The following is a 26,474-nucleotide window of genomic DNA, read 5'->3' on the forward strand; positions in this document are numbered from 1 at the left end:
TTACGCGTACCGTCCGTCGGACTTGTATCGCATGAAAGCGGCTGCGCCTTCGGCAAGTCTTCTTTCCCAGGCATCTTGCGAGTTGATGTCGGGGATGCGTCCGCGCTGTTTCTTGAACTGTACCGCTCGCACTGCCAGATCTTTTGCTTCGTCCGGTGGGATGGTTACCCGTTTGGCGGAGATGGCGGCCTGGATTTGGCGGAGACTGGCTTCGTCCATGGCTTTGCCGATGATTGCGTAGGCGGCTTCGAATGGATTGATCCTGTCGATGAGGTCGATATCGAGTTCTTTTACTTCCAGAGCGAGCTTACGGACGCCTTGAATCAGCGAGAGGTTTGCTTTGTCGCCTCCGCCAGCGGTACCGATCTCTTTGGCCCTTTGGGTGAGGACCATGACGGCTACTGCATGTTGGCGAACCGCTTCTTGGTCGGCTTCGCTGAGTTCTGGATAGCGGTCGCGCACGATTTTGCCCATACGCACTTGGGTGAGTTCCTCGGGGAGGGTGTTCTCAGTGTCGAAAAGTCCTCTCTCCAGCGCGGCTTTGTCCTGGATGAAGGCGGTGATTACCTCGTTTAGGTCCTCTTGGCAGATGCGGGTTGCTTCTGGGCTTCGGGGTTGGTTCAGTCCGCCGATCTCGATGTGCACCTTGCCGGTCTCTTCGTTGACTCCGACATTGGATTTGCCTGGGACGTACCCCCCCTCGCCGTAGTCGAAACCAGGCTTGGGGCCGTTGTCCTTTGGTGTGAAGTCGAAGCGTGGTGCTAGGACCTGTTCCATGAGGAGGCTGGCCGCGATTGCCTTTAGCGTGTCGTTGATGGCGGATGTAACGGCTTCGTCTGAGGCAGCCGGCCGTGCGATGAAGTTGGTAAACCTCGCTCGTTCCTTGCCCGGAGCGTCGCGCGTCGCCCGGCCGATGATCTGGATCACTTCGGTGAGGCTGCTGCGGTAGCCGACGGTTAGGGCGTGCTCGCACCAGATCCAGTCGAATCCTTCTTTTGCCATGCCGAGCGCGATGATGATGTCCACCCAGTCACGGTCGTTCTTGTGTTTCTGATCTCGGAGCGAGTTCAGCACTTTGGTGCGCTTTATCGGATCGTCTTCCACGAGATCGGCTACCCGTAGAACGCGACCAGCAACGGGAGAATCATAGAGATGGAAGCCAGTGAGTTCATCGACTCCTTTCCAGGTTCCGAGGGGTCCTAACACGTTCTCGACTTCCTTATACTTGTCTTTGGTGCTCTCTCGCGCGTTGACGTTCGGGATGTGAACGATGGTTTTGAGCCTTGGATCGAGCACCTTGGCCAAGGCGTCGACGTATGAACCCTGGTAGAAGTAGTAACCGATGTCGAGCGCCTTCAGATACTCGTAACCGTTTAGCTGTTCGTAGTAAGTGTAGGTGACGGTTTCAAAGCGAGCTTCGTCGGCAGGGTTGAGAACGGCTTCTGCATCGCCCCGGAAGTAGGAGCCGGTCATGGCGACGATGTGTGTTTGGTCTCGCTCGATGAATGCCCGAAGTTGTTCCCCTAGTTTGTTGTCGGGATGGGCGCTGACGTGGTGGAACTCGTCGATGGCGATGAGGCGTTGATCGAAGGCTTCGACACCGAGTTCTTCCACCGCAAAACGGAAGGTTGCGTGGGTTGTGACCAGGATCTTGTCGTCGCTTGCGAGAAACTCTCCGACCGCCTTTACCTTGGATCGGGCCACCCTCGGTTCGTCGATTCCTGGTGCGTTGCAGAGGTTCCACTGTGGGGCGACGGTCCAGTCGGCCCAGAAACCGTATTTGGTGAGCGGCTCGTTTGCGAAGCTGGCGCCGATGGAACGTTCGGGGACGACGATGATGGCCTGTTTTAGTTTTTGCTCCTCCAGTTTATGGAGGGCGATGAACATGAGGGCACGGGACTTGCCTGAGGCGGGTGGAGACTTGATCAGGAGGTACTGCTCGCCTCGGCGAGCGTACACACGCTCTTGCATCGGACGCATGCCTAGCTCATTGGCTTTAGTAGAAGCTCCCGTTCGAGCGGTCGTGATCGAGACCGAAGGGATGGTCCGTTCGTTGGTTGGATTACTCATTCCGATGTGTCCTTGGCCGGCTTTCCTGACTTCTCCGGCTTTCTCGGCAGGGGCGTCTTGCGGCGAGCCTCCAGCCGTTTTGTTTGCTCACCAAGCTCCGCAATGCCGTCCGGCTGCGCTTCGAGTTCCTTGGCTTTTTCCGCTCTCCTTCTCGCCTCAAACCGTTCGTATTGCTCGTGGGCATGCTCTTCCGACACTCGGGCGGAGATGCGTCCCGCGTCCGTTAGGATCTCAAAGCCGTTCAACTTAAGGATCTCGTCGAGTTTGCCGAGCCAATCGGCCATGCGGACTTCACGCTGGCGTTTTGCTTGCAGTTCGGCAAACTCCAGGAACTGGGCGACGAGACGGTTCAGGGTGTCGATCTCGTCGTGTTGCAGGTAATTCTTGGCGGTGGCGACGTCCTTTTTGCGCAAGACTTCGCCGCTCCAAGTTTGGGCGCCCATGTTCGGTAACGAGGCATCCGCTCTTTTTCGCACAATCTCGGCGGCTGTCATTCCGGTCACCGCGTAGTGAAACTTGTTTTGGGTGATTGCGAAAAATCGCGTCTCGGGTTCTAGCTTGGGATCGTAGTCGATGCTCAGCGCGCAAATTTCGCGGACGCGCTTGTATAGGAGCTTTTCGGAGCTTCGGATGTCGCGAATGCGCTCCAAAAGCTCGTCGAAGTAGTCGGCGACGGTGGATTGCTCCTTCAGCCGTTGATCGTCTAGGACGAATCCTTTGATCAGGAACTCGCGAAGCCGCTGGGTCGCCCAGATGCGAAACTGCGTGCCGACGTGGGATTTCACTCGGTACCCGACCGAGATGATCACGTCGAGGTTGTAGTGGACTATCTTCCGCTGAACCTGCCGCGCTCCTTCCTGCTGAACTGTCAAGTATTCCTTGACAGTTCCCTCGGAAGAGAGTTCACCTTCATCGAAGATATTGGAAATATGCAGAGATATGTTCTGCTTTGTGGATTGAAACAGCTCTACTAATTGAGCTTGGCTGAGCCAGACTGTCTCATCCTCCAAGCGAACCAGGAGTCTCGGCCCGCTTGTTCCCTCATTGTAGAGAATGAACTTGGCTTCGCTCATGCAATCGCCTCCGGACAGGTAGACATATCGCTACATTACCCCATTACTTTCCGAGTCGTCGAGTAGTACCGCTGATGCGTCCGCTGCCTTTTTGCCGCGTCGCTTGGGCGGCGCGGATGGGCTCTCTTTCACCTTCATTGCCGTGTACATCTCGAACAGCTTTTCTAGCCGCTCGGTGTCGTTGCGGAAGCGTCGGCCGATGTAGATGCGCTCCAGCGTCTCGTCATTGCGATCATGGGCTCGGCGGAGGTCGTCGGGCATGTTCTCCGGGTCGTACAAGTCGGCGATCGTGGCCGGGAAGTGGGCTTCGCGGGCGAGCAAGATGTCTTCCGCGCACTTCGTTAACTCTTCTTTCTGGTGAGAAGTAAGCGGAGGAACTGGGAAGGTGTTCCAACCGAGGGTATTGGAGTAGGAGAAGTCAGTTCGCATCCGAACACAAACGGTCCCGATCCAAACCCAGTGGAGGCGCGAAGCGATCAGGGCGAGATTCCAAAGCGGTGCGTCGTAAAGGGCAAAATTGCGGTCTCCAATGATCGTTCTGGAGTCTGCAACTCCGACCGGAAGAAAATGTCGCTCTTCTGAACTTACACGCGGAACGACTATCGTTGTTTCGTTTCCTATCTGTCGGACTTCACCAAACCGATATGGCTTGTCAGATAGTTCTTTTGTCGTTGGCCGATCAGACTGTTGCCTAACCTCCTTCACCTTTTCGAAGCGCTGGCGTAGGTACAAAATGTCGTTCGCCTCTCGTGACGCAGTGTCCGGAATCCAGAGACAGCGCCTTTCTTTCCCGCTTATCAACTCGGACGAACCGAGGAAGGGTCTTACCCAATCCTCTTTGACCCCTTCCTCCATGACTGCTCTTCTCGCTTCAGAAGGCTCCAAGAATAGAAATCCACCATCGTTGGGCATGTTTCCGAAGGTCATCTCAGGCAAAGGGGAGAGTGGCTTTGCGCGGCTCGCAACTATGACATCAGCGCCAGCAACGAGGTAGGCGTTAATGTGTTCCACATCCTTTGACCGAACGAGGTCATCCGACTCTGTAGAAAACAGCCTTCGGAATCGACCAGGCGAAACACTTAGCCCCACTATAACAACGGTCACTCCGGCCTTGTGGCTAGCAAGGTTCGACCACTTGAATGAAGTGTAAGCAAAGGCGATTTGTTGCCCCAAGGAGAACATGGGCTTCCAAAGTGCCTCCACTTGTCTGCCCTGGCAGATCGAATTGGTCGCAACAAATGCTGTTCGAGCGCCTGTACTCTTTGCATAAAGTGCCGCCTTTATAAACCAACCAGCGACATAGTCGAGCGATCCTGAATTGAGGTCTAAAGTGGCAAATACACCAGCCAACTCTCGCTTCTGGTCTGGGGTCTGCCACTGACTGCCTCTATATGGCGGGTTACCGCAGACGAAGATTTCGCCGCCCGCGTTGGCAAAATCCATCTCAGTCTGTTCTAGCGGGTCTTGGAATAGGTTGTCTGCGGTCACCTTTACACCCGTTCCAGACGGCGGACACACTTCCTGCCAGGAAACCTTGAGCGCGTTGCCTTTCCAAATCCAATTCTCATTGCTCAACGGCAAAAAGTCCATTAGCGCCGGTTGCTCTCCTCGGTACAGAACATCGCATTGGTATTCGGCGATCACGAGTGCGAGGCGGGCAATTTCGGCGGCGAAACCGCGAATCTCGATTCCGCGAAAGTTCTCGATTGGGATGGCGGATCGCCGGGCACTTTCGCCGCGCCGCCGATTGATTTCGGCTTCAATCTCCCGCATTTGCTTGTAGGCGATCACGAGGAAGTTGCCCGAACCACAAGCGGGATCGAAGAAGCGAATTTTGGACATGCGCTCGCGGAGTTTGAGCAAGCTTGCCTTGTGGTCGCCTGCCTTCTCCAGTTGATCGCGCAAGTCGTCGAGGAAGAGCGGATTCAGAACCTTGAGGATATTGGGGACGCTTGTGTAGTGCATTCCAAGGTCGCCTCGCTCCTGGTCATCAGCGACCGCCTGAATCATGGACCCGAAAATATCCGGGTTGATCTGCTTCCAGTTCAGTTCTCCCGCCCGTAGGAGATAGGAACGCGCGGTGCGGGAGAACTTGGGGATAGCAAGCTCATCGGAGAAGAGGTGCCCATTTACGTAAGGGAATTTCCCCGCCCATGAGCGCAATCCTCGATGCCTATCTACTGAAAGAGGATCGGTCGTGGATGCCGATGAATCTGAGAATACGACGGGAAGCTTGTTTCGCGCTTCCGTACTCAGGTCCATAGCCCGGAACAGTTCCGCCAAGACGAACGCGACATTGGTTCCATCTGCTTCTGTGAACTGCTTGATGGTCGACGTAAACAGACTCTCACCAAAGATATTCGTGTCTTCGGCGAAGAAGCAGAAGATGAGGCGGGCGAAGAAGTGGTTGAGGTCTGTTCGTCGCTCTTCTGTTTGCCAGTCTTGGTTGGTTTTGAGGATCTCTACGTAGAGTTTATTGAGTCTGCCGGTGGCGCGGACATCGATGGGGTTTTCTTTGATCTCCTTGACGGTGGAGATGCCTGCTAGGGGGAGAAAGAAGCCGAAGTGGTCTGCTAGGGCTGTGAAATCGCAGGTGAGGGGTTCGCCGGATTTGAGTTCTTCTGCTTCGAGTGTTTCGCCGTCTGTTGCGAGGATGAACTTTGCTTTGGCTGAGGTTGTTTTTGGGCTCTGTTTGAGTTTGCGGAGGGTCTCTGCGACGGTTCCTGGGTTGCAGGTGGCGAGGTGGATGTTGTTTTTTTGGAGGACGGCGCCTGGGATGTCGGATGCGTTTGAGTCACCTTTGCGCAGTCGGGTGATGGTTGTTTCTTTGTTGCCGAAGGCTACGAGGAACTCGTAGGGGAACTCGGTGGGGTCGAAGGGTTTTTCGGCGAGTTGGGCTACTGCGTCTGCAATCTCGACCGCGTTCATGAGAGTTGAGCATACCTTTGAGTGGGGTTTTGATTTGCTTCAGGCAAGAGCTTTGACTAGTTACTGGGAATGTTGTGGCCGGTGGCATCCCGTTTGGGATGCTTCGGACGGGATGGAGAGGCTGGTTTCCAGGACTGCGTCCTTCTCTCCGACGGAGCGCCCCGTTCGGGGCTGGGGGATTTGATTTGGTGGTTGTTGCGACCTGACTCTAAAGTTGGTGGGTTGTCTTGATGAGGAAGGGACGGTGATGGTTCCCGCCCCGGTGCTGCATCCGCCGCACCCCACCCCTGGTTTTAAAGCTGCGCTTTTTTGCCCTAGGCTTGTATGGGGCGCTCCTTTAGAGCTCTCGGACGTGGTTTCTGTCCTTTCTTACGCCGGTTGGTTGGATCTTTCTGAGTTCTCATTTTATGAGGAAGGGACTGTTTCGTTCCTGCCGTGGTGCTGTGTTCGCTTTAGGCAAGAGTTTGGGGGGTTGTATGGGTTCCGACAAGAGCTTTGACTAGTTACTGGGAATGTTGTGGCTGGTGGAATGCCGTTTGGGATGCTTCGGAGGGGATGGGGAGCGTGCTTTCAGCACTTGGGGTTTGATGGTGGCTGGTTTCCAGGACTGCGCGTTCGCTTGTCCTTCGCTTGGACGGAGCGCCCCGTTCGGGGCTGGGGGATTTTGAGGAAGGGACGGTTAGGCTTTTACGTATGTCGGTCCGTTTGGCCTCTCGGAGGGGTTGGGTTTTGTTGATGGTTGGAGGCTTCTGGCACCCTTTCGGGGTGCGGATTCTTGTGGGGGCTTTCGGTGGGTCTTCGACGCCACCGCTATTTTCTGGCATCCCGTTTGGGATGCTTCGGAAGGGGATGGGGAGCGTGCCTTTAGCACTTGGGGTTGGTGGTGGTTGGTTTTCAGGACTGCGCGTTCGCTTGTCCTTCGCTGGGATGGAGTGCCCCGTTCGGGGCTGGGGGATTTGATTTGGTGGTTGTTGCGACCTGACTCTAAAGTTGGTGGGTTGTCTTGATGAGGAAGGGACGGTGATGGTTCCCGCCCCGGTGCTGCATCCGCCGCACCCCACCCCTGGTTTTAAAGCTGCGCTTTGCCAGGCCTACGCTTCGCTTCGACCTGGGCTTGTATCTTAGATAGAGACTTATTTGACCGGCTCAATGCGCGGACCTGGGCTTGAGGCGTTGTCCTCGGATAATAGGGAGCGCTCGGTCAATAGGTCGCCAGGGTCCTCGAACAGCGTCTCGAAGATATCCACGAAGGGAACTTCATCGCATTTACAAGCCAGAGGTCCGGCGACCGTCTAAGAATACATCTGGAAGAGGGCTGAAGTGGAAGGGTTTGTTGGGATTGATGTTTCTAAAAAGAGTTTGGACGCCGCGTTTTTGAGTGGTACTAGTGGCAGGATGGCGACTCGCAAGTTCTTGAACAGTGTGCAAGGGTTTCGAGAGCTTCTTGGCTGGTGCTTAGAGAAAGCGGAAGCTTCACAGATTCATTTCTGTATGGAATCGACAGGAACGTATGGACTGGGTCTTGCCCGTTTTTTGTCTGAAGCGGGTCTTTGCGTGAGCTGTGAGAACCCAAGGGTCATTCAGCACTTTGCGATTGGAGCGAGGATTCAAAACAAGACGGATCGATCCGACTCAAGAGCGATTGCTCGCTACGCTCAGATGATGAAGCCAAAGCTCTGGGATCCAGATCCAGAGGTGTACGACACGATGACGATGCTTCTTCGGCGTGCAGACGATCTGGAGAAGCTTGCTTTGCAAGAGAGGAACAGACTTGAGAGTGACGCCGTTAGCGGGGCTATCAAGGATTCCATCAAGCGCATGGTTCAGGTTTTAGAAGAAGAGAGGTTCAGAGTCTTGACCGATATTGAGGACCTCATCGCTGCGGATGCAGGCATGCAAGCCATGGTGGTGGCTCTTGTTGCAGAACCAGGAGTTGGAGAGCTGACTGCCATACGGATCCTGAGCCATCTGCGCTGGAACTACAAGACCTACCAGAGCGCTCAACAAGCAAGCGCCGCAGCTGGACTGAACCCAGTGAAGAAGGAATCTGGCACCTGGAAAGGAAGAACCAAGATCTCAAAACAAGGTCCAAGTAGCGTAAGAGGCAACCTGCATATGTCTGCTCTTGCGGGAGTGAAGCACAATGCGGTGCTTGGAGCTTTCTACGAAAGACTCATCAGCAGAGGTCTTCCCAAACTTGCAGCCATTACGGCTTGCTGCCGCAAGCTCATCATGCTCTGCTACGGCATCTTGAAGCGGCACCAGCAAGGAATACCACCCACCTACTCAGGAACAAAACAGCGGTACACCACACTCTTTGGAAAGCAAAGGAAGTTCATACCATTGACAAGCTAAGACAGCGTCTGATATAGGTCGCTCCTTCAGAGCTACCGGACGTGGTTTGTGGGGTTGTCGTTATGGGGAAGAGTCAGTTTCGTTCCCGTCGTGGTTCTGCATTCCCAGCTCCAGCTCTTGGTTTTGAAGTTGCGCTTTGCTGCGAATTTGGTTTGTATGGGCTTTTTGGAGGTTGGGGGAGGTTCCTTTGGGGGTGTTGTATTAGGTCGGGTGGCAAGTTATCAAACTAATACGGGTAGATGAACCGTCTCTGTGGGGGTTGTGGGGTGTGTGTATTGTTATACGTGCACCTTTACAAGTTAAGAGAGGGAAGTGATCGCTTCGTGAAGTCATCGGATGGTTGGATATTGAACCTCATTCATGTTTTGACCGGATTGGGGAGGGTGTTTGACCTGAATCAGCCCAAAAAGGGCGTTGGTGTCTGTCGGAGTCTCACGCAGATGATTGCAGAGGAAATATGTTAATACCTACAGCTATAGCCATTATTTCGATGAATTATGGGCTTCTACCTGAGTCGGGGTTGAAGCCTGGGGGTGGAAGGGCCTCGAAGTCCATATTGGATAAACAGCGGCAGTTGAATCGGTTCACGTTCTGGGATAACAGGGATTGGGACTGGTACAAGAAGAACATTCCGTTTTGGGAGTCGCCGGATTCTGAGATTGACAAGATTTACTACTACCGATGGGAGTTGACTACTAAGCATCGGGTTTATGGGTCGCCTGAGACTGGGTACGCGTTCACGGAGTTCATTAATCGTCCGGGTTGGTCGGGGCGGTTTGGGGCTATTAGTTGTGCGGTTGGGTTGCAGCTTTATGAGCTGCGGTGGCTGAAGGAGCAGCGGCCGGCGCTGGACTACGCGGAGTATTGGTATAAGACGCCGGGTGCGCAGCCGCTTAGTTACAGTTGCTGGTTGAGTGATGCGATTTGGAACACCTACATGGTTCACGGGGACCGGGGGTGGGTGAAGTCGATGCTTCCGGCTATGGAGCAGAACTATGAGGGTTGGATGCGGGAGCATTGGCGTGCTGATCAGGGGATGTTTGCTTGGTCGGGTATGCGGGATGGGATGGAGTCGAACATTGCGTCTCGGCAAACTCGGGATGGGTTTGCTGGTGCTGACAGCTATCGGCCTACGCTGAACGCTTATATGTATGCGGATCTTTTGGCTATGTCGAAGACCTCGGAGCTCTTGGGGGACAAGGGCAGGGCGGGGCTTTATAGAGCCAAGGCTGATGACCTCAAGCAGAAGGTTCAGCAGCAGCTTTGGGATCCCAAGCGTCAGTTCTTTTCTTGTCGGTTTGCGAATGACGAGGAGAATGGGGGCTATAAGATTGCCAAGAACACCCTTCTTTATGAAGATGGGAAGTATAAGGGAAGTCCTTATGGTCGGCAGTTGATTGGGTATGTGCCTTGGATGTTTAACTTGCCGGACAAGAACAAGGGGTACGAGGTTGCTTGGAAGGGCATTGTGGATCCCAACGTGTTTCTTGGGGCGCATGGGTTTTACACGGCTGAGAAGCGAGATCCTTTGTTCCTGATTGTGCCGACGAGCTGTGTTTGGAGTGGGAACAACTGGCCTTATGCCAACGCGCAGACTTTGCAGGCGATGGCGAATGTGTTGAACAACTATCCGCAGAAGGTGATCACGAAGGCTGATTACATGAAGGTGTTTGATGTTTACACACGGAGTCATGTGAAGGATGGTCAGCCTTACATTGCTGAGACGAGTGATCCGGACACGGGGCGATGGACGTTTGATGAGGTGGATAAGAGCGAGCACTACTTCCACTCGTCTTACAACGATCTGCTGATCACGGGGCTTGCTGGGTTGCATCCGCGGGCGGATGATGTGGTTGAAGTGAACCCACTTGCTCCTGATAGTTGGGCTTATTTTGCTCTGGACGATGTGGCTTATCACGGACATCAGGTGAGTGTTTTGTGGGACAAATTGGGGACTCGGTATGGACGAGGGAAGGGGCTTTCGCTTTGGGTGGATGGCAAGAAGGTGGCGTCTCGGCCGCAACTGGGCAAGCTTGAGGCCAAGCTTCCGGGCAAAGTGCCGGTGAGTGTTCCGGCATCTCGGCTGGTGAATGTGGCGGTCAATAATGACAGCACGTATTATCCGCGCATCCGGGCTTCCTCTTCCACTGCTGGAACATCGCCAGGGAACCTGTATGACGGCGTGTCGTATTATCACGCGGGTCGGCCGGTGAATCGGTGGGTTTCTGGGGTTTCTGCGGAGCCGCAGTGGGTGGAGCTGGATTTTGGAACGGAGCGCAGCGTTCAGAGCGTGAAGTTGTACGTGCTGGATGATGGGGAGGGGCAAGCTGTTCGTGCTCCCAAGTCGATTCACATTGAGTATTGGACAGGGAAGCAGTGGGCGGCGGTGCCGGGTCAGGTGGCTGGTTTTGGTAAACCGGAGGGGCATAAGCCGAACACGGTTCAATTCCCATCTATCCGCGTTTCTAAGCTGCGGGCGGTTCTTACTCCTGCGGGGAATTCGAGTGTGGGGCTTTGTGAGTTTGAGGCTTGGGGGAATGAGAAGGTGCCGCTTTCTCAACCTACCGTGTCGGCGAATCTTGCGCTGAGTGCGAAGGCGAGTGCCTCTTACACGAGTCCGTATGACCGAGTTGAGGAGATCAATGATGGTCAGATCGTGATGAATGGCGGGCGAAATCGCTGGACTGCTTATGAGTCGCCCAACCCGAGTGACTGGGTTCAGCTTGATTTTCCCAAGGAAGTGACTGTGGGGCGTGTTTCGCTGTGTTTGTTTGGAGACAGTGGTGCTGTGCGGTTGCCTAAGGAGTACTCCATTCAGTACTGGGATGGATCGGATTGGAAAGCTGTGACTGAGCTGCTTCGGGAACCAGCGACTCCGACTCCGAGTATTCCCAACGAGGTTACGATCAAGCCTGTGTTGACCACTCGGCTACGTGTGACTTTTTTACATGATGGGCGGGCGAGGAGTGGGTTGACTGAGCTGCTCGTTTTTGGTCCTGAAGTCAAATAGATTTCAGAATAAGACGTTAGTACCTTTTTGTTAGTCCGCTTTCTCTTTCGCAATAACCTGCAAGAAGAGTATGAGACTCTTAGAAGATCTAGGAGTCTTATGCTCTTACTCAGTTGTGGTGGTCTACGACGTCTTTTTGGGGGCGTCTTGGAGGACGTTGAGCTCCAATTTGGATGGGGCTGGTTGTGCCCGTTTCATGCTTGTATCGTAGATATAACGGCAAAATAGGAAAAAACATATACAGATCACGTGCTAGTTCTTCCGAAATTCATTGTATATCGTGGCGGTGAGGGCATGGTGGCGCGACATCGCGAATTAGGGAAGAACTAAGATGAAAACGTGGTTTAAGAATTTGAAGTTGGCTAGGAAGCTCGCAATTGGGTTCGGATTGGGGCTTGTACTAACCAATGTTGTTGCCGGGATTGGATTGTTTTGTGTGACGCAACTCCGCGGCAATATTAAAGCGCTCACTGACGATTGTCTCGCAGGTGTATTAGCGCTTAATCGGCTTCAGTATGATAGCGGTCAGATTCGAACTTCAGCTTACAAGATCACTGGTTTGAAGGGGGAGAAGGCTATTGCTACCGCGAACGAGCTTGAAGCTAGCTTCGAAGATGGCACGAAGGCTATTGAGGAGTACGGCAAGTTTCTTTCTAACAGCACCGACGAGGCCAACTATAAGGAGTTGTCTGCTGCTTGGAAGCACTACGGGGACGCTTGGAAAAACTCTAAAGACCGTATGTTGAATGGCACCCAGGAGGAGTCGTTTAAGGTTGCTCTCAACGAGCTCGCGCCTATCGCTGCAAAGGAGCTCAAGCCGGCCCTCCGAAAGATGACGGACTTCAACGAGAAGTTTGGCGCTGCCACTGGAAAGAAGGCGGAGGCTACTGTGGCTTCGTCTCGTTTATACATTCTCATTACGGCCGGATTCGCTATCTTGATTGGAATCGGGTTTGGTTTTGCGATCACTCGCATGATCGTGGTGCCTGTTGCTGAAGTTTCTAATCGATTGGACTCTCTTACAAATCACTGTCTGAGCGATCTGTGTACTTCTCTTAACGGCCTTGCCGAAGCAAACTTAACGCTTGATGTCGTTGCTGTTACGACTCCAGCGACCTACACCTCTCGCGACGAGCTCGGTGCGATGGCGGCGACTTTTAATCGGACATTAGGTTTGGTTCAGGAGTCGATTGGGTCTTATAACTATGCTCGAGAGTCGCTGATCAAGATTGTTTCTGAGATCAAGACTGCATCGGTATCGGTGGCATCGGGAAGCCAGTTTTTGGCTCAGTCGGCTGAGCAGAGCGCCGGGGCTTCTGCTGAAATCGCCGGTGGCAGTGAGAAGCTTGCGATTGAGGCGACTGATTCTGCGGCGACTGTTGAGGAGTTGTCTGCTCAGGTTGACAGTGTGAAGGCGCTGAGTGAGCAACAGACTGTGCAGGTAACGAATGCGACTCTTGCGCTTGAGGAAGCTGGATCGGGCATCAGCGGTGTGTCGGATGCTGCTCAGGAAATGGCCAGCGCAGCCGGTCGCGGAAATGATGCGGTTCGGCAAACGATCGAAGCGATGGACGAGGTTCGCACGAAGGTTGCTTTCTCTGCATCGCAGGTTCGAGAGCTTGATGAGAAGGGTAAGAAGATTGGAGATATCGTTCAGAGCATCAACACGATTGCTGATCAGACCAACTTGCTGGCTTTGAATGCGGCTATTGAAGCTGCTCGGGCTGGTGAGGCCGGACGAGGTTTTGCGGTGGTTGCGGATGAGGTTCGGAAGCTTGCTGAGCAGGCATCCCGTTCTACTCAGGAGATTTCTCAGCTCATCAATGACGTGACGGACACTGTGAACAGGACGGTTGTTTCGATTGAGGGGACGAGTGATGCTGTGGAGCAGGGTGCATCGCGCAGTGCTCTTGCAGGTGGTGCTCTTCAGGAGATTCTTGCGGCGTCGAACGACGTTGCGTCTCGTGCGGTTGAGGTCGCAAAACTGACCGAGCAGGCCGTGGTTGGCCTACGTGAGGTCGGTGATTCATCGGAGTCTTGTCTTGGCGCTGCGAGGGACATGAACGAGGGATTCATCCGGGTTAGTACTGCTATCACGAATGTAGCCGCTATCAGCGAGGAGTCTGCGGCGGGCACTCAGGAGTTGAGCGCGACGATTGAGCAAGTTGGGGACATTGCTGTGAAGCTATTCACCACCGGTTCTACTTTGAGCGGGCTTGTCGCTAAGTTCGACATTGGTAGTGACGAGTCTCCCGTTAGATTGGCAGCCTAAAGAGCTCTGCTGATTGGGACCCTGTGAAGCGTTTGACTTCACAGGGTCTTCGTCGTTTATTGGGGGAGGGCTCGTCGAATGACTCGCATTGGGACTGTTATGTGCTCCTCGAAGCCGAGCTTCTCGTACATCTTGCGGGCGATCTGGTTGTCTGACTTCACATGAAGGAATGATGTTTGGCCCCTTGAAAGTTGCAGTGCGATGAGGTGCTTTGTGAGGCGTGTCGCGTATCCACGGCCGGTGTAGTCGGGGTGGGTACAGATGCCGCTGATCTCTCGGTATTGGCCTGATTGGGAGCGTTCACCGGCCATTGCGATGAGTCGTCCCTCGTCGAAGATGCCAAAGTAGTCTCCTAGCTCTGGTGTGCGGATGCCGAATGGGCCTGGCTTTGTGAGGAGTGCAAGCTCTAGAGCAGCAGCTGCATGTTCTGGTTGGAGTCCCAGGATATCTTGGCTTGGAACTGGTTCAACGGGTAGTCCCTTGTGCTTCATGAGGGTCATGTGAGAGTCTGTGGTTAGTTCCCAGCCTTCTGGCACCGGACCGTCCCAGCCTGATGTGTAGAGTTCTTCACCTTGCTCGATGAAGAGGTCGATTCCGTCAAAGTTAGGGTCTTGTGGAGTTCGAAACGCGAGGATGGGTGAGATTCCAGGGGCGTATCTGAGGGCCTCGGTGGTTCCGGTGGCGAATCTTGCTTGGTCACCAGAGAATGCGTTCCAAAAGATGTTATCGAGTGCGTTCATAGGGGAGCTCTTTGAGGTCGGCAATCATGTACACGTCGGCGCGTGCGTATTCAGAAGGGAAGGGGTGTGGGGTTTGGACGAAACCGAGCTTGCGGTATAGGTTGATGGCGGTTTGGAGGCCGGAGTTGGTTTCTAGATAGACCTGTGTGGCTCCTAGTGAGGCGGCATGTTTGAGGATTGCCACCCCAAGTTTTGTTCCGATTCCGCGTCCACGTGCGGCTTCGAGGACTCCCATCTTGGCTAGTTCGAATTTGTCCTCTTGTCGGATGAGAGCGCAGGTGCCGAGGATCTCGCCTGTGATTCGGTCTCGGGCGAAGATGATGGTGCCGCCGGGCGCCAGGATCTTTTCTTGTGGGTTTTTGAGGGCTTTGCGGTCTGGTTCTTCCATGACGAAGTAGGTTTCGATCCAGGCTGCGTTGATTGTGTAGAAGTGCTCGGCGAGGCTGGGGTTGTAGGGGATGATTTCGATTCCGTCTGTCCACTGGTCTCGGAAGCGGTTTAGGAAGGATTTGCGGTCGAGGGCGTCTTCGAGTCGGTCGAGGTCCCGGATGATGTCGGCTTGAGCTTCTTGGATTGCCTCATTGATTGCGACACGGCATAGGGGCCAGACCTTTTCTGCCTTTTCGAGAAGGTTTCTTCCGGTCTCGGTGAGTTCAATTTTGCGTACGCGTTTGTCGCTGGCGGAGGTGTGGGCTTTGACTAGGCCGTGGCTTGTCAGTTCTTTGACGGTGAGGTTGATGGCCACGTGGGTGACTCCGAGTTGATCGGCGAGTTGCGACATGGCGAGCGGTTCTTGTTGTTTGAGCGCCAGAAAGATGGGGAACCAGGTTGGTTTGAAATCCACGCCCGTGGTTTTGTAGATGGTGGTGGTGTCTTGGAACAGTCGTTCAAAGAGCCTCCTACAGCGGGATGCCAGGGCCAGACTGCCAGCGTTTCGAAGAGTGTCTTTCATGTAAGCCCTTACGTAATGTCTTTATAAATATACACAGGTTCATCGGTTTGTGTGGTGTATGAATTTTATTAAGAACCGGTGATATACATTAACCCCCTAGGGGTATCTTGGTGTATGATGTTTCAGAGCACTGATATGTCCAAATCTCGAGCCTTTACTCTCATTGAACTTCTCGTCGTGATTGCGATCATCGCGATCTTAGCGGCTATTCTTTTCCCTGTTTTCGCTCAGGCGAAGGAGGCTGCGAAGAAGACGGTTGACCTTTCTAACCAGAAGCAGATTGTCACGTCGATCATCATGTACGCCAGTGACAATGACGACCGGACTTGCCGGACTCACCATGATTTGGAGCCGCCAGAGACGATTGCGGACCTTTACACTTGGTACAAGCCTCTGCAGCCTTACATCAAGAACGATGGTGTGTTTCACGATCCATCTTGCAATGACACGCCGACGCTTTTCCCTTATCCGGTGACTTTGAACGATTGGAAGACTTATCGGACGGACTACTTGATCAACGGATTTTTTGCGCACGGTGTGGTGATGGGGTCATTCTCGAGGCCTGCTGAGCAGATCATTTTGGGCGAGCGGCATGCTGGGATTGCGTTCTTTGACTATCACCCTTGGGCATCTGCGCCGGACAACAATTGGGAGCGTGGGTTCCTTGATGGGTCTGGTTATCAGATTGGTGATGCGGACAGCGATACACAGATTCCTGATCCTTTGAACGTGGGTCGGCATACAAAGGGGAACAACTACGCCTTTACCGATGGGCATGCTCGCTGGTATCGGTTTGAGCAAACTTTGGATAAGACCAAGCAGGTGACGGACGTGACCAACACGGGCATGCACAACATCGACAACCTTCCTTCGAACGAGTAGTTTTTTCTATGAAGACGGAGAATTCTAAGATTGTATTGGTTGTGGGGGTTGTGGTTTTGTCGCTGGGACTCCTTGCGTTTGTGTTGCTTCGTGGCGGGCCCCAGGAGTCGGGCACGATTCAGCCTGTGACGAAGCAGATTCATCCTAGTGCGCGGGGGCATAAGGATGGGGTGAAGACGGAGCCTTAGTCGGCTTGGTTTGTTTCGTTTGCGCCCTGGTGCTTTGACCAGGGCTTCTTTTTGCCCTCTTATGAGGGTTGGGGATGGTTTGTTACTTGGTCTTCGGCCTTGCTGGTACGGTGCGGCTGATTTGATGCTCGAGAGACGGGACTGTTTCGTTCTTGCACTGGTGTTGCCCCAGTTCTAGAGATGCGGTTTCCTGGGCCTGCTCTGCTTTTAGATTTCGACTCTTCAGGGCTTTCGGATGTGGTTTGTGGAGTTGGTGATTGGATTGGTGGGTTGTCTTGATAAGGAAGGGACAGTGATGGTCCCCACCCTGGTGCTGCATTCGCCGCACCCCGCCCCTGTTTTAAAGCTGCGCTTTACCAGGCCTGCGCTTTGCTTCGGCCTGGGCTGATATAGGTCGCCCCTTCAGGGCTTTTGGACGTTGTTGGTGGGGTTGTGTTCGTAAAGAGCGACGGTGATGGTCCCCGCCCGGTTGTATTTGGGAGAGTATTCCCGGTCTGCGCTTTGTTTCGGCCGGGGTGATGTAGGTCGCCCCTTCAGGGCTTTCGGACGTTGTTGGTAGGTTTATTGAGTTGGGGAGCGTGCTTGCAGTTTTGGTACCAGGACTGCGCCTTTGCTTGTCTTACGCTGGGACGGAGCGCCCCGTTTGGGGCTACGGATTGGTCGTGACCTGAGTTCAAAGTTGATGGATTGTCTTTATGATGGAAGGGACAGTCTCGTTCCCGCCCAAGTGCTGCATTCGCAGCACCCCACCCCTGGTTTTAAGCTTCGCTTTCCCAGGCCTGCGCTTCGCTTCGACCTGGGCTTATATAGGTCGCTCCTTCAGAGCTACCGGACGTGGTTTGTGGGGTTGTATTTGGGAGAGTATTCCAGGCCTGCGCTTTGTTTCGGCCCGGGCTGATGTAGGTCGCCCCTTCAGGGCTTTCGGACGCTGTTGGTGCTGGGTGTCAGGGATGCTTCGGAGGGGATGGGGAGCGTGCTTTCAGCAGTTGGGGTTTGGTCGTGGTAGGTGACCAGGACTGCGCGTTCGCTTGTCCTTCGCTTGGACGGAGCGCTCCGTTCGGGGTTGGGGAGATTTGAGGGAAGGGGGATTTCGTTTCTACGTAAGTGTTGGTTCCGCATTACCTTGCCCATAGCTTAAGGTTTTGCGGACATCGCTTGTGGAGTTGGTTGGCTAGTCGGACGGTGTCTGTGGGTGCTTCCTTTTTTATGGTTTCCTCGTAAGTGTATTGTTCATGGCGTCTCGTCCTTTAAGTCATATAGATCGCTTGTTCTCTGGTCTGGGATCGAGGGTTGGCCGACTTTGAGACTGGATGATCAGTCCGTTCGCAAGCGTTTGGTTTGATCTTCATGTTTTGGCTTGAGTCGATTTTCTGAGTTTTTCATGTGTGCTGTTAGATTCGCCTGGTGTTCCCCGTTTTATGTATAGCTCTTCGATAAAGGTGAGTGGGTACCTATTTATCTTTTGAAGCGGATGCTTGATCATTAACAGTTGCAAAAGATACTTGGTGTTTCTGGTGTGTTCTGTTAGTTTGTGTTGGGGGAAAAACTTTGAAAAAGACATTACTGTATGCGGGCGTTTTAGTTCTTTTGTCCGCATCTGGCTATGGATATTCCAGCACTGCGAAATCTTCGCTGAGGCTGAAGTCGGGTTTGTTTGGTGGGATTCGTGCAGATGACAAGAAGAAGACGTTTATCATCAAAGCGGATCCTCATGTGAAGGATGATGAGTACGTTGTTTCTCACTGGACGTTGACGTATCGACACGGGGATGTTCCGCCTTATGTAAAGAAGGATCCCGCGACTCCTGCTGCTGCTACTGCTGCAGCCAATCCCGATCCGCTTTCAACGATGCTGGGAAGCATTTATGAGGATGTGTCGGTTACGGCGCATTCGAACACGCTTGTGATCGTGGGGCCGAAGGAGCGTGTTCGGCGCATTAAGACGATCCTTGCCAAGTGGATTGATGTGCCCTTTGCTCAAGTCAAATTGAATGTGCTTGCTTTCCAGGGAACGGCGAGGGGGTACGACGCGGGGATGATCGACTCGGTTGAGTTGGCTGAGGCTGGAATCAATCTGACCCGTGAGTTTATGCGTGCTTATGCGAATGATTTTGCTCACTTTGTGGCTGAGGGTAAGCAGTCGCATTCGCTGGGTGGCAAGGATCGAGAGGAAAAGATCACCGACTTGTTTGGGAAATTCCATCTTTTGGGATCGAAAGATTTCTATGCGGATGGGGACTATGAATCGCTCAGCTCTGGGCAGCGCAGGGTTAAACCGTTTGTGGATTCCCTGGCCTATTTGGCGTTGAGCGACTATGGACAGTTCCGGGGAGGGAGTAGCTCCTTCCAGCAGTCGGTGGAGAATGGGTCTGCAAAGAGGCTTCTTCAAAGCATGATCGTACAGCTTAAGGAGAAGGTGCGTCGGCTTGAGGAGTTAAGGCCTTTGACGCCTGGCCATCGCCAGGCGCTTGGAGCTCCAGCGAATGTTGCTGATATTGATCGAGGACTTGAGGTTTCGCGAAGGCTGCTAGAACTGTGTAGCAGTTTGATGTCTCGCGCTTTTAAGAGCGGGTACCACGATGGTCAGCAAACGAGTGGTCCTTTTCCTTTGTTTAACGGGCTTCTTGCTTCTTCTGATCAGGATGCTGATCTTCGGGCGTTGCTCGACTTTATGTACGAGTACAGTCGGCCCCAGATGGAGTTGCCTGGGGAATCTGCTGTTGCTTCTAAGGAGCGGATGGCGGAGTATGCGGCTCAGCGGGTGCGTCTCCAGGATTCTGTGGACCACTACAAGGAACTCTACACGATGTCGCAGGCTTCGATTGTTGCCTTGCGTCAGCGGATTTTGGAGGTGAATGGGCCGGGTTGGGAAAGTTTGATTCCTGATGAGCTGAAGAAGGCGGAGTCTGCTGTGAAGGAGATCCGAGAGAGGATCCAGCGTCTCGATTTGGAGATCCAAGAGCTTGAGAGTTTGTTAGAGAAGACGACTACCTCTGAGTTGATCAGCGACTGGAAGAAGCGAAGAGAGGAGAAATTGTCTGAGCGGAACAAGAAGCATGAAAAGGAGATGAAGTACGAGGAAGACATCATGGCGCTGAAGCGGCAGGATAAGAAGTCTCGTGCTTACCTTGCAAAGAATCTGTCGCTGGCACTTGCGACCACTCTTGCAACGGACGCGGATATTGCTAAGCAACTGGATGCGTTTAAGACCGAACTGAAGAAGGTTACTGACGATGAGAAGAAAGCTCAAAAGGCGATTGATGATAAGGTTGCTGGCGTTGTTGCACCCAAGGCAGTGCGGCCTGTTGATCCTGAGGCCCTGACGATGTTGGGCACGAACGTGGACATTTTGATCAAGAATGCTGCGGAGACGTTCTCGCGGGATATCGAGGCAGGCGTGATTGAGCCGCTGAAGGAGTGGATTCAGTCGAACAATCGTGGGATGAAGACTGGGCTAGTTCTGACTGGCAACGTTGGGGTTGCTGTTACGAGCGAGCAGGGGGCTTCTTCGGGCGGTGAAGAGACTCATTACCTACCGTTTACACCTCAGCAGGTATTGACGAGTGCGAACTTGACGACTCTGTTGGGTATTGGCGCGGGAGTGAGTGGGACTTCGGCAGAGGGCTTTGCTTCGCTGTTGAAGGGGCTGACTGCCTTGGCGAACGGGGCTCCGGCTTATACGCCGACCTTTACGAGTGTTTCACCTGGTCTTTCTTTGGCTATTCGGCCGACTGTTTTGCCAGGGAGTGATGCAGCTCGGATACAGATCAATGTCCGGGCGGCGACTAGCACTGCCAATGTGGGTTCTACGAATCCACGTCCTGACCCGTTGAGCTTGGTGAGTTACCACGAGACGATCACGGACGTTGCGGTGAATGCGTTCGACCTGTTTAAGTTGTCGACGTTTGCTGTGGAGACTACGGCTTTGGGGGATCCGCAGTGGAGGATTTATGGGCTGGAAGGGATTCCTATTCTGGGGAATATCTTCATCGGTCCTAGACGTCCTATCACGAACGTTGGGCGGTCGTTGATGATTGTTTACACGACGATTTTGCCAAGGTCTCTTGATATTGCTCGCCGATATTCTCGGTCGAGTGATTGAGGTGGTTGCGCCGCCCGATCGAGTGATCGGGCGGCCTTCCAGAGAACTTGGGCGAGAGAGGGTTGTGTTCTTTGGATCTTTAGGAGTTGTGGATTGTGAGGAAGGGACAGTGATGGTTCCCGCCCTGGTGCTGCATTCGCCGCACTCCACCCTTGATTTTAAGCTTCGCTTTCCCAGGCCTGCGCTTTGCTTCGGCCCGGGCTGATGCAGGTCGCCCCTTCAGGGCTTTCGGACGTGGGTTGGGGGGTGTTGGGGAGCGTGTTGGTACCAGGACTGCGTCCTTCGCTGGGACGGAGCGCCCCGTTCGGGGCTTGGGATTTGCTTTGGTGGTTATTGCGACCTGAGTTTAAAGTTGGTGGTTGGATTGGTGGGTTGTCTTGATAAGGAAGGGACAGTGATGGTCCCCGCCCTGGTGCTGCATTCGCCGCACCCCGCCCTTGGTTTAAAGCTTCGCTTACCCAGGCCTGCGCTTCGCTTCGACCTGGGCTGATGTAGGTCGCCCCTTCAGGGCTTTCGGACGTTGTTGGTGGGTTTATTGAGTTGGGGAGCGTGCCTACAGCACTTCGGGTTTGTGGTGATTTGGTTACCAGGACTGCGTCCTTCGCTCGAGGGGAGCGCCCCATTCGGGGCTACGGATTTGTCGTGACCTGAGTTTAAAGTTGGTGGGTTGTCTTGATGAGGAAGGGACAGCTATGGTCCCGGCCCTGGTGCTGCATTCGCCGCACCCCACCCCTGGTTTTAAGGCTACGCTTTACCAGGCCTGTGCTTTGCTTCGGCCTGGGCTGATATCGGTCGCTCCTTCAGAGCTACCGGATGTGGGTTGTTGAGGTTGTGGTTGGGTTGATTTGCGGATTTGTCGTAGGCGCTTGGTCACTCGGTGCAAAGTTCTCGTGCGGTGTTTCGAAGATATCCACAAAGGGGGTGGGAGGTGGGTTCGGTGAGATTTGCACGCAACGTATCGCCAGGGTGACACGTTATTATGTCGATATGCGTGATCGGTCTTTTTCTGTGGGATTGGGAGTTTTGGCTTGGGTGGTTGTGGGGGGCTGTAAATCGGATCCGAGTTCGAAGGTCGTGGTGGATAGCAAGCCGCCGGAGCATCCTGTGAATAGCTCTCTTCAGGAGGGGCCTTCGAGTTCTCGGGTTCCGGTTCCTGGAGTCACTAAGATCAAGCGCACTCGGCCTCCGGAACCTTCGAGTGTTGGTGTTCCTGGGAGGGTGCCGCCGCCGATGCCTACGCCTCAGATGCCTCCTGCAGAAGAGCACACGGAACGCTCCTACAAGGTTGATGGCTCATCGGTTGAGGTCGAAGGGGTTTGCAAGTTCAGCGAAGACAGCATCACCTGTTGGGATCTGGATGGGCGGTCGAATGATGATCTTGCCACCAAGATAAAGGACAGCGTATCCAAGCAAGGGGCTTCGAACTTTACGATCTCTTATGGAAAGAAGAATCGGCTGGTTGTGGCGAAGTTGACTCAGATGGCGGGTGGCCGGATGGGTTCGCAGGCGAGCTTGAATGTTCAGTCTGCGGGGAGCAGTTATTCGGGCGGCGGTTACATGAGCTTGAATTTTCAGGAGTCCCGGATGGTGGAGTCTGGGAAACCGTATTATCGATACGAGGGGCGTGTTGCGATTGAGGAAGCGGGTGCTAAGACGACAACATTGCACCTTCTTCGCGCGGATCCCATTATGGAGAAGGTGACCATCGACTGTAAAGTCGGTGCCAGTGCGACCTTCGGGGGAGTCACTTATACGGTCGCATCTATTAAGAAAGGGACAGACTTGGGAAGAAACTATGGGATGCCTGTGACGGTTCCCGGTGGTCCTGCTACGTGGACGGTTCGGCTTAAACGAGTGCTGAAGGCTGCGAATAGCTCTTATGTGTCGCTTCAAGCTGCTGGCCCAGACGGTACCCCCTATCAGTTTGCGGACAAGGACGGCAACCCCGCGACGCTGGCCCAGTATCAGAAGTCGATGCAGGAGATGTACTCTCGGTCTCATAACACGGGCTACAACCCGGCGATGCAACCTTACCGTTCCGTGATGGGAGGTATGAGCACGAGCACGCCGACGGAGCTGTTCGTGACGGTCTACATCAATCCCGCTAAGATCTCGAAGTTCGTCTTCCAGGGAAACAGAAGCAAGACGGTGGACATCACTGGGATCCCGTTGGATCCCAAGTGATTTAGCCTAGCTCGGCTAGGACGTGTCTCAGCTGGTCGCCGAACTGTTCTCGGAAGGCGGCCAGCAGTTCGTCCATTTTCTCTGGGGTTTCTTTGCGGGCTGTTCTAAGCCGCTGGAAGTTCTCTTCCAAGATTTGCAGTTCGCGGTGGCTTGGATCTCCGAGGAGTTGGTAGACCGTGAGCCAGTCTGCTTGGTCTTGCTTGATGCATCGCTGCACCATGGAGCGGACATCTGCAAGGGCATCGCCATCTAGTTCGCCTTCGCCGAGGAGGGCTTTGATTCCTGCGCGGTATCGGGTCTGCATGGCCTCGCTGATGGGAAGACGGCCGTGGTCGCCATCGCGCACGAGCATTTCGAACTTGATGGAGTTGAGTTTGGCCACCCAGAAGGTGGTGTGGCTGCCCAGTTCGATCTCCTCGGGTTTGCGGGCATGGAGTTCCACTTTCCATCCGCTGGGGGCTTCGCTGCTTTTGATCAAGAATCGCCGACCGCCGATTGCTTTCACAATCGTGCCGTTAATTTCGTCTCCAATCTTCAATCGATCTGGTCGGTTTTCACTCACTTCTTTGATTGTGTCCTTTTTGACCACCAAGGAATAGCAACTAAGGAACAAAGTGACAGGATTGGGTAGATCGGAAGCCACCAGGGTTCCCACGGAGCATCGGCGATCGGGACGTTGACGGAAAGGGCGAAGGGCTTGCCGAGGGGGGCTTCTGCTAGGACGTGACCCTTGCCATCCACGGCTAATGAGTAGCCGGTGGAGGCGGCGCGAACGACGGGAATACCTGTTTCGACGGCCCGCCAGATGGAGCCAGCTCGGAGTTGGTCGGGGGCGCCGGTGCCCATGTACCAGTCGTCGATGCTCATGACGGTGAGAAGCTGGGCGTGGTTCCGGGCTTGGCGGTAGGCGATATCGGGGAAGAGGGCTTCGAAGCAGATGACGGGGCCGACTTCGATTTTGTTGACTTCGATTGACGAGACCTGATCGCCTGCTGAAAGGTCGCCACCTGGGAGGCGGAAGGCGTCTTTCAGGAAGGGGAAAAGGTCGCGGGCAGGGACGAACTCGCCGAAGATCACGAGTCTGGTTTTGTCGGCGTGGGTCCACTTGCCGTCGAATCCGAATGCGGATTGATAGGACGGGCTTTGGCCGCGTTGTGCGCCGAACACGACTGGGGTGTTCTTAGGGATCTTGAACTCGGTGATGGGGGCGACGGTGCTTGAGATCCTGGAGACACCCTCGGGGAATACGGTGAGATCCGCGTTGGTTTTATGGGATCGTTCGAGGATCTGTTCGATGCTTGCCTTGAGTTTCAGTTCGGCAACTTCGGGCTGGGTGTAGGCCATGTCTACGCCAGGTTGGCCGATGGTGATGGACCTGGTTTGCGTCTCCTGCGTTGTGCTGAGGAGCAGCAGGGATAGGGCGAGGCATCCGATGAAAGCGGTCACCAAGGGGCGCAATCGCGGGCGCTCCTCATTCCTGAGCCATCCGGCTGCTAGCACGTTTGCGAGGACTACCCAGGCGGAGACGAGGTAAATGGTTCCGGCAAATGCTGTTTGGATCAGCGGGGTGTAAGGCCAGAGTGGGGTGGCGACCAGTCCGTAGGGGAAGGCGAGCACTGGGATATAGGATCGGAAAACTTCGATTCCGGACCAAGCTACGGGGATGAGGATGAGCCAGTTCCGCTGCCAGCAGATTCGGCAGATGAGGGCGAACAGGCCGAAGTAGACCGCCATCAGTGCGGAGGCGATGACCCAAGGGAGCAGTCCGAGTACTACGCTGCCTGTCCACTTGGCCGTGAGCGTGCCGAGCCAATAGAGTTGGCCTGCGGCGTAAAGAAGCCCGAAGAGGTAGCCGCGCTTCCAGGCTCCGCGTGGCGAACAGTCTTTGAGGGCGGCTAGCAGGGGGGCTAGGGCCACGAAGAGCAGTAGCGAAAGATGGAACGGGTGGTAAGCGAGTAGCAGGAGAGCAGCACTGGCGATGCAGGGCCATGCAGCTTTAAGTCGGGTTGGAATCAAGGTACTTCCTGGCGACGTACGAGTCGGGTGTGGCTGTCATCGGCGTACCGAACCAGGAGGAAATTGCCGTCGGCTCGCTTTTCTAGTTCGGTTACGGAGGTGTTGGGGAAGCGGAAAGAGCGGATGGAGTCGAGGTTGCCGCGCATGAGTTGTGCGAGCAGCACGCCGATGGAGCCACCGTGGGACACGATGACGGTGTCATCTTCCGACTCGAACAGTTGCTCCACGAAGGGGAGGGTTCTGGCCCACACGTCTACAAACGACTCGCCGTTTGGCGGCCGAATGGTGAGTTTGGAGACGTTTTGGAGCGTGGACTTTTCTTCGACGATCTTGGCGAACTCATCGAAGAGCATGCCTTCCCATTGGCCGAACCCTCGTTCTCTTAGATCGGCTCTTTGGATGATGGGGACACCCGTAACTTGCGAGATGGGTTCCGCAGTCTGGACGGCACGGGTCAGGTCGCTGGAGTAGATTCGGTCGATAGGGATGCCGTCGAAGGCTTGCCCAACTTGGATTGCCTGCTCAAGGCCGGTCTGGTTGAGGGGCGTGTCGGTGTGCCCTTGGGCTCTTCCTTGGATGTTCCAGGCGGTTTGTCCGTGCCGGACTAAGAAGACACGCATCTTGTTCTTATACCTGTGCGGTTAGAGTTGCCACGGTCTCACTTCTCCGAGTTCATTGCCTGCGGGGTCTATTCGGAGGGCGCCGAGTCGGAGGATTCGGACTGGGGCGGGCGCAACCGCGGTGCATTGGGCGTGGAGCGTGGCAGATTCCCAATCGACGCTTTGGACGGTTCCCATGCCAAAGTCTTCGCCTTCTTGGGAGCTGAAAGAGCAGAGAAGATTGTTGAAGGAGGAGGCGCTGTTGAGAGCGGCTCGGGTGGTACCGGTGATGTCGAGGGCTCTGGCGACGAGGCCTTCGTCATTGTCTGCGTCGGAGACGACGAACAGGGTGCCTCCCGTGCGCTCGGCATACTTCACGCCTTCGAGGCCGATGTTTGCGATCTCCGCTGGAGAGAGTCGGTGACCGCTACCGATTCTTGCTCCTTCAATTGAGATTCGGTCTAGCGGAACCGTGTGTGATTCGCAGTTTTCTAGGAGCTTCATCCATTGGGCTTTGCGTTGGGCTTGCTGCACCATGGCTGGAAACGCCTTTTCAAGTTCGATTTCCTCTGGACCTACTGGGAAGCCGTTGAGTTCTAGCTCCGTGCCGGATGCCACCAGGATGCGGTCGGGCATCAGAACCTGGGCGACGAGGCTTACGATATGCCTCAGGAGTGGGACGGGACGGTAGGCGAAGAGTTGAACACAGGCGTCTTCTTCCATTAGAGGGAGAGCCTGCGCGAGTGCCGCTAGCGTCACGTGGGGGTAACGCTGGGCATCGAGGCTGCCATAGAACCGAGTCCATACCGCTTTTCCACCTCGAAGCAGCGTGAACTGACCGGGTGTTCCGACGTTGGGATCGTTCGGATCCAGGCACAACAAATCGGCCTTACCGCGATGTTGCTTCAGCCACTCGCGCCAAGTGTGTGATGGATCAGAGATGAGCAGCGTTTTCGCCACGAAGGTTAGGACGGACTAGGAGGCAGGGAGGAATCGAAAGTTTGAATTGGAGGGAGCCTCCATGCTCCGACCTCCGTTTCCACCGTCCAATGGTGCCTCCAAACTGTATTTTACCAGTCGCCTAAACTGGCAAGGTTGAAGCGA

Annotated in this window: 17 protein-coding genes; 7 read left to right on the forward strand and 10 right to left on the reverse strand. The window is 54.5% G+C overall.

Annotation, left to right across the window (positions count from 1 at the left end; all coding sequences use genetic code 11):
* The 4 genes from ACZ51B_RS15495 to ACZ51B_RS15510 all read right to left on the reverse strand — a co-directional run bounded on the left by ACZ51B_RS15495 (position 1) and on the right by ACZ51B_RS15510 (position 6,895).
* On the reverse strand, positions 1 to 2,070 hold the full coding sequence (locus ACZ51B_RS15495; protein ID WP_464294245.1) for a DEAD/DEAH box helicase: 2,070 nt from the start codon (positions 2,068 to 2,070) through the stop codon (positions 1 to 3).
* Complete coding sequence (locus ACZ51B_RS15500; RefSeq protein ID WP_464294246.1) at positions 2,067 to 3,143, reverse strand: virulence RhuM family protein; 1,077 nt, start codon at positions 3,141 to 3,143, stop codon at positions 2,067 to 2,069. The genes ACZ51B_RS15495 and ACZ51B_RS15500 overlap by 4 nt, the downstream gene beginning before the upstream one ends.
* Before the next feature lie 30 nt (positions 3,144 to 3,173).
* Positions 3,174 to 6,071: a class I SAM-dependent DNA methyltransferase gene (locus tag ACZ51B_RS15505; protein WP_464294247.1), complete on the reverse strand. Its 2,898-nt coding sequence runs from the start codon at positions 6,069 to 6,071 to the stop codon at positions 3,174 to 3,176.
* Between the two features lie 503 nt (positions 6,072 to 6,574).
* Complete coding sequence (locus ACZ51B_RS15510; RefSeq protein WP_464294248.1) at positions 6,575 to 6,895, reverse strand: hypothetical protein; 321 nt, start codon at positions 6,893 to 6,895, stop codon at positions 6,575 to 6,577.
* A gap of 496 nt (positions 6,896 to 7,391) precedes the next feature.
* Here ACZ51B_RS15510 and ACZ51B_RS15515 point away from each other — a divergent pair, with 496 nt between their 5' ends.
* The 3 genes from ACZ51B_RS15515 to ACZ51B_RS15525 all read left to right on the forward strand — a co-directional run bounded on the left by ACZ51B_RS15515 (position 7,392) and on the right by ACZ51B_RS15525 (position 13,708).
* Positions 7,392 to 8,426 (forward strand): IS110 family RNA-guided transposase, encoded by a 1,035-nt coding sequence (locus ACZ51B_RS15515; RefSeq protein WP_464294249.1) that lies wholly within the window; start codon positions 7,392 to 7,394, stop codon positions 8,424 to 8,426.
* Between the two features lie 457 nt (positions 8,427 to 8,883).
* Positions 8,884 to 11,436, forward strand: a complete 2,553-nt coding sequence (locus ACZ51B_RS15520; RefSeq protein ID WP_464294250.1) for an MGH1-like glycoside hydrolase domain-containing protein — start codon at positions 8,884 to 8,886, stop codon at positions 11,434 to 11,436.
* 331 nt (positions 11,437 to 11,767) lie between these two features.
* Complete coding sequence (locus tag ACZ51B_RS15525; protein WP_464294251.1) at positions 11,768 to 13,708, forward strand: methyl-accepting chemotaxis protein; 1,941 nt, start codon at positions 11,768 to 11,770, stop codon at positions 13,706 to 13,708.
* A 56-nt stretch (positions 13,709 to 13,764) separates the two neighbouring features.
* On the opposite strand, the gene ACZ51B_RS15530 is transcribed toward ACZ51B_RS15525, so the two are convergent.
* On the reverse strand, positions 13,765 to 14,448 hold the full coding sequence (locus ACZ51B_RS15530; protein ID WP_464294252.1) for a GNAT family N-acetyltransferase: 684 nt from the start codon (positions 14,446 to 14,448) through the stop codon (positions 13,765 to 13,767).
* The gene (locus tag ACZ51B_RS15535; protein ID WP_464294253.1) at positions 14,432 to 15,400 is read right to left on the reverse strand and encodes a bifunctional helix-turn-helix transcriptional regulator/GNAT family N-acetyltransferase; all 969 of its coding nucleotides are present in this window, start codon (positions 15,398 to 15,400) and stop codon (positions 14,432 to 14,434) included. Before ACZ51B_RS15535 ends, ACZ51B_RS15530 begins: the two co-directional genes overlap by 17 nt.
* A 135-nt stretch (positions 15,401 to 15,535) precedes the next feature.
* Between ACZ51B_RS15535 and ACZ51B_RS15540 the strand changes: the two genes are divergently transcribed.
* The 4 genes from ACZ51B_RS15540 (at position 15,536) to ACZ51B_RS15555 (ending at position 22,755) form a co-directional block, all read left to right on the forward strand.
* Complete coding sequence (locus tag ACZ51B_RS15540) at positions 15,536 to 16,282, forward strand: prepilin-type N-terminal cleavage/methylation domain-containing protein (RefSeq protein ID WP_464294254.1); 747 nt, start codon at positions 15,536 to 15,538, stop codon at positions 16,280 to 16,282.
* Between the two features lie 8 nt (positions 16,283 to 16,290).
* The gene (locus ACZ51B_RS15545; protein WP_464294255.1) at positions 16,291 to 16,470 is read left to right on the forward strand and encodes a hypothetical protein; all 180 of its coding nucleotides are present in this window, start codon (positions 16,291 to 16,293) and stop codon (positions 16,468 to 16,470) included.
* 1,548 nt (positions 16,471 to 18,018) lie between these two features.
* Positions 18,019 to 20,571: a hypothetical protein gene (locus tag ACZ51B_RS15550; RefSeq protein ID WP_464294256.1), complete on the forward strand. Its 2,553-nt coding sequence runs from the start codon at positions 18,019 to 18,021 to the stop codon at positions 20,569 to 20,571.
* 987 nt (positions 20,572 to 21,558) lie between these two features.
* Complete coding sequence (locus ACZ51B_RS15555; RefSeq protein WP_464294257.1) at positions 21,559 to 22,755, forward strand: hypothetical protein; 1,197 nt, start codon at positions 21,559 to 21,561, stop codon at positions 22,753 to 22,755.
* A gap of 1 nt (position 22,756) precedes the next feature.
* Here the strand turns inward: ACZ51B_RS15555 and ACZ51B_RS15560 are convergent, their stop codons facing one another.
* Genes ACZ51B_RS15560 through ACZ51B_RS15575 form a run of 4 tightly spaced genes read right to left on the reverse strand, consistent with a single transcriptional unit; the run spans position 22,757 to position 26,330 of the window.
* Positions 22,757 to 23,317, reverse strand: a complete 561-nt coding sequence (locus ACZ51B_RS15560; protein WP_464294258.1) for a hypothetical protein — start codon at positions 23,315 to 23,317, stop codon at positions 22,757 to 22,759.
* Positions 23,314 to 24,771 carry an apolipoprotein N-acyltransferase gene (lnt, locus tag ACZ51B_RS15565; RefSeq protein ID WP_464294259.1) on the reverse strand — a complete coding sequence of 486 codons (1,458 nt, stop codon included), beginning with the start codon at positions 24,769 to 24,771 and terminating at the stop codon, positions 23,314 to 23,316. Before lnt ends, ACZ51B_RS15560 begins: the two co-directional genes overlap by 4 nt.
* Positions 24,768 to 25,391, reverse strand: a complete 624-nt coding sequence (locus ACZ51B_RS15570; protein WP_464294260.1) for a histidine phosphatase family protein — start codon at positions 25,389 to 25,391, stop codon at positions 24,768 to 24,770. Before ACZ51B_RS15570 ends, lnt begins: the two co-directional genes overlap by 4 nt.
* A gap of 21 nt (positions 25,392 to 25,412) precedes the next feature.
* Positions 25,413 to 26,330, reverse strand: a complete 918-nt coding sequence (locus ACZ51B_RS15575; RefSeq protein ID WP_464294261.1) for a hypothetical protein — start codon at positions 26,328 to 26,330, stop codon at positions 25,413 to 25,415.
* Positions 26,331 to 26,474: the final 144 nt, after the last annotated feature.

This window comes from Fimbriimonas sp. LA-C6 (assembly GCF_055398105.1).

Bases quoted from the DNA above. Each gene is read 5' to 3' on its own strand.
- ACZ51B_RS15495 (WP_464294245.1), bottom strand. From the start codon at position 2,070: ATGAGTAATCCAACCAACGAACGGACCATCCCTTCGGTCTCGATCACG.
- ACZ51B_RS15500 (WP_464294246.1), bottom strand. From the start codon at position 3,143: ATGAGCGAAGCCAAGTTCATTCTCTACAATGAGGGAACAAGCGGGCCG.
- ACZ51B_RS15505 (WP_464294247.1), bottom strand. From the start codon at position 6,071: ATGAACGCGGTCGAGATTGCAGACGCAGTAGCCCAACTCGCCGAAAAA.
- ACZ51B_RS15510 (WP_464294248.1), bottom strand. From the start codon at position 6,895: ATGCCAGAAAATAGCGGTGGCGTCGAAGACCCACCGAAAGCCCCCACA.
- ACZ51B_RS15520 (WP_464294250.1), top strand. From the start codon at position 8,884: ATGTTAATACCTACAGCTATAGCCATTATTTCGATGAATTATGGGCTT.
- ACZ51B_RS15525 (WP_464294251.1), top strand. From the start codon at position 11,768: ATGAAAACGTGGTTTAAGAATTTGAAGTTGGCTAGGAAGCTCGCAATT.
- ACZ51B_RS15530 (WP_464294252.1), bottom strand. From the start codon at position 14,448: ATGAACGCACTCGATAACATCTTTTGGAACGCATTCTCTGGTGACCAA.
- ACZ51B_RS15535 (WP_464294253.1), bottom strand. From the start codon at position 15,400: ATGAAAGACACTCTTCGAAACGCTGGCAGTCTGGCCCTGGCATCCCGC.
- ACZ51B_RS15540 (WP_464294254.1), top strand. From the start codon at position 15,536: ATGTCCAAATCTCGAGCCTTTACTCTCATTGAACTTCTCGTCGTGATT.
- ACZ51B_RS15545 (WP_464294255.1), top strand. From the start codon at position 16,291: ATGAAGACGGAGAATTCTAAGATTGTATTGGTTGTGGGGGTTGTGGTT.
- ACZ51B_RS15555 (WP_464294257.1), top strand. From the start codon at position 21,559: ATGCGTGATCGGTCTTTTTCTGTGGGATTGGGAGTTTTGGCTTGGGTG.
- ACZ51B_RS15570 (WP_464294260.1), bottom strand. From the start codon at position 25,391: ATGCGTGTCTTCTTAGTCCGGCACGGACAAACCGCCTGGAACATCCAA.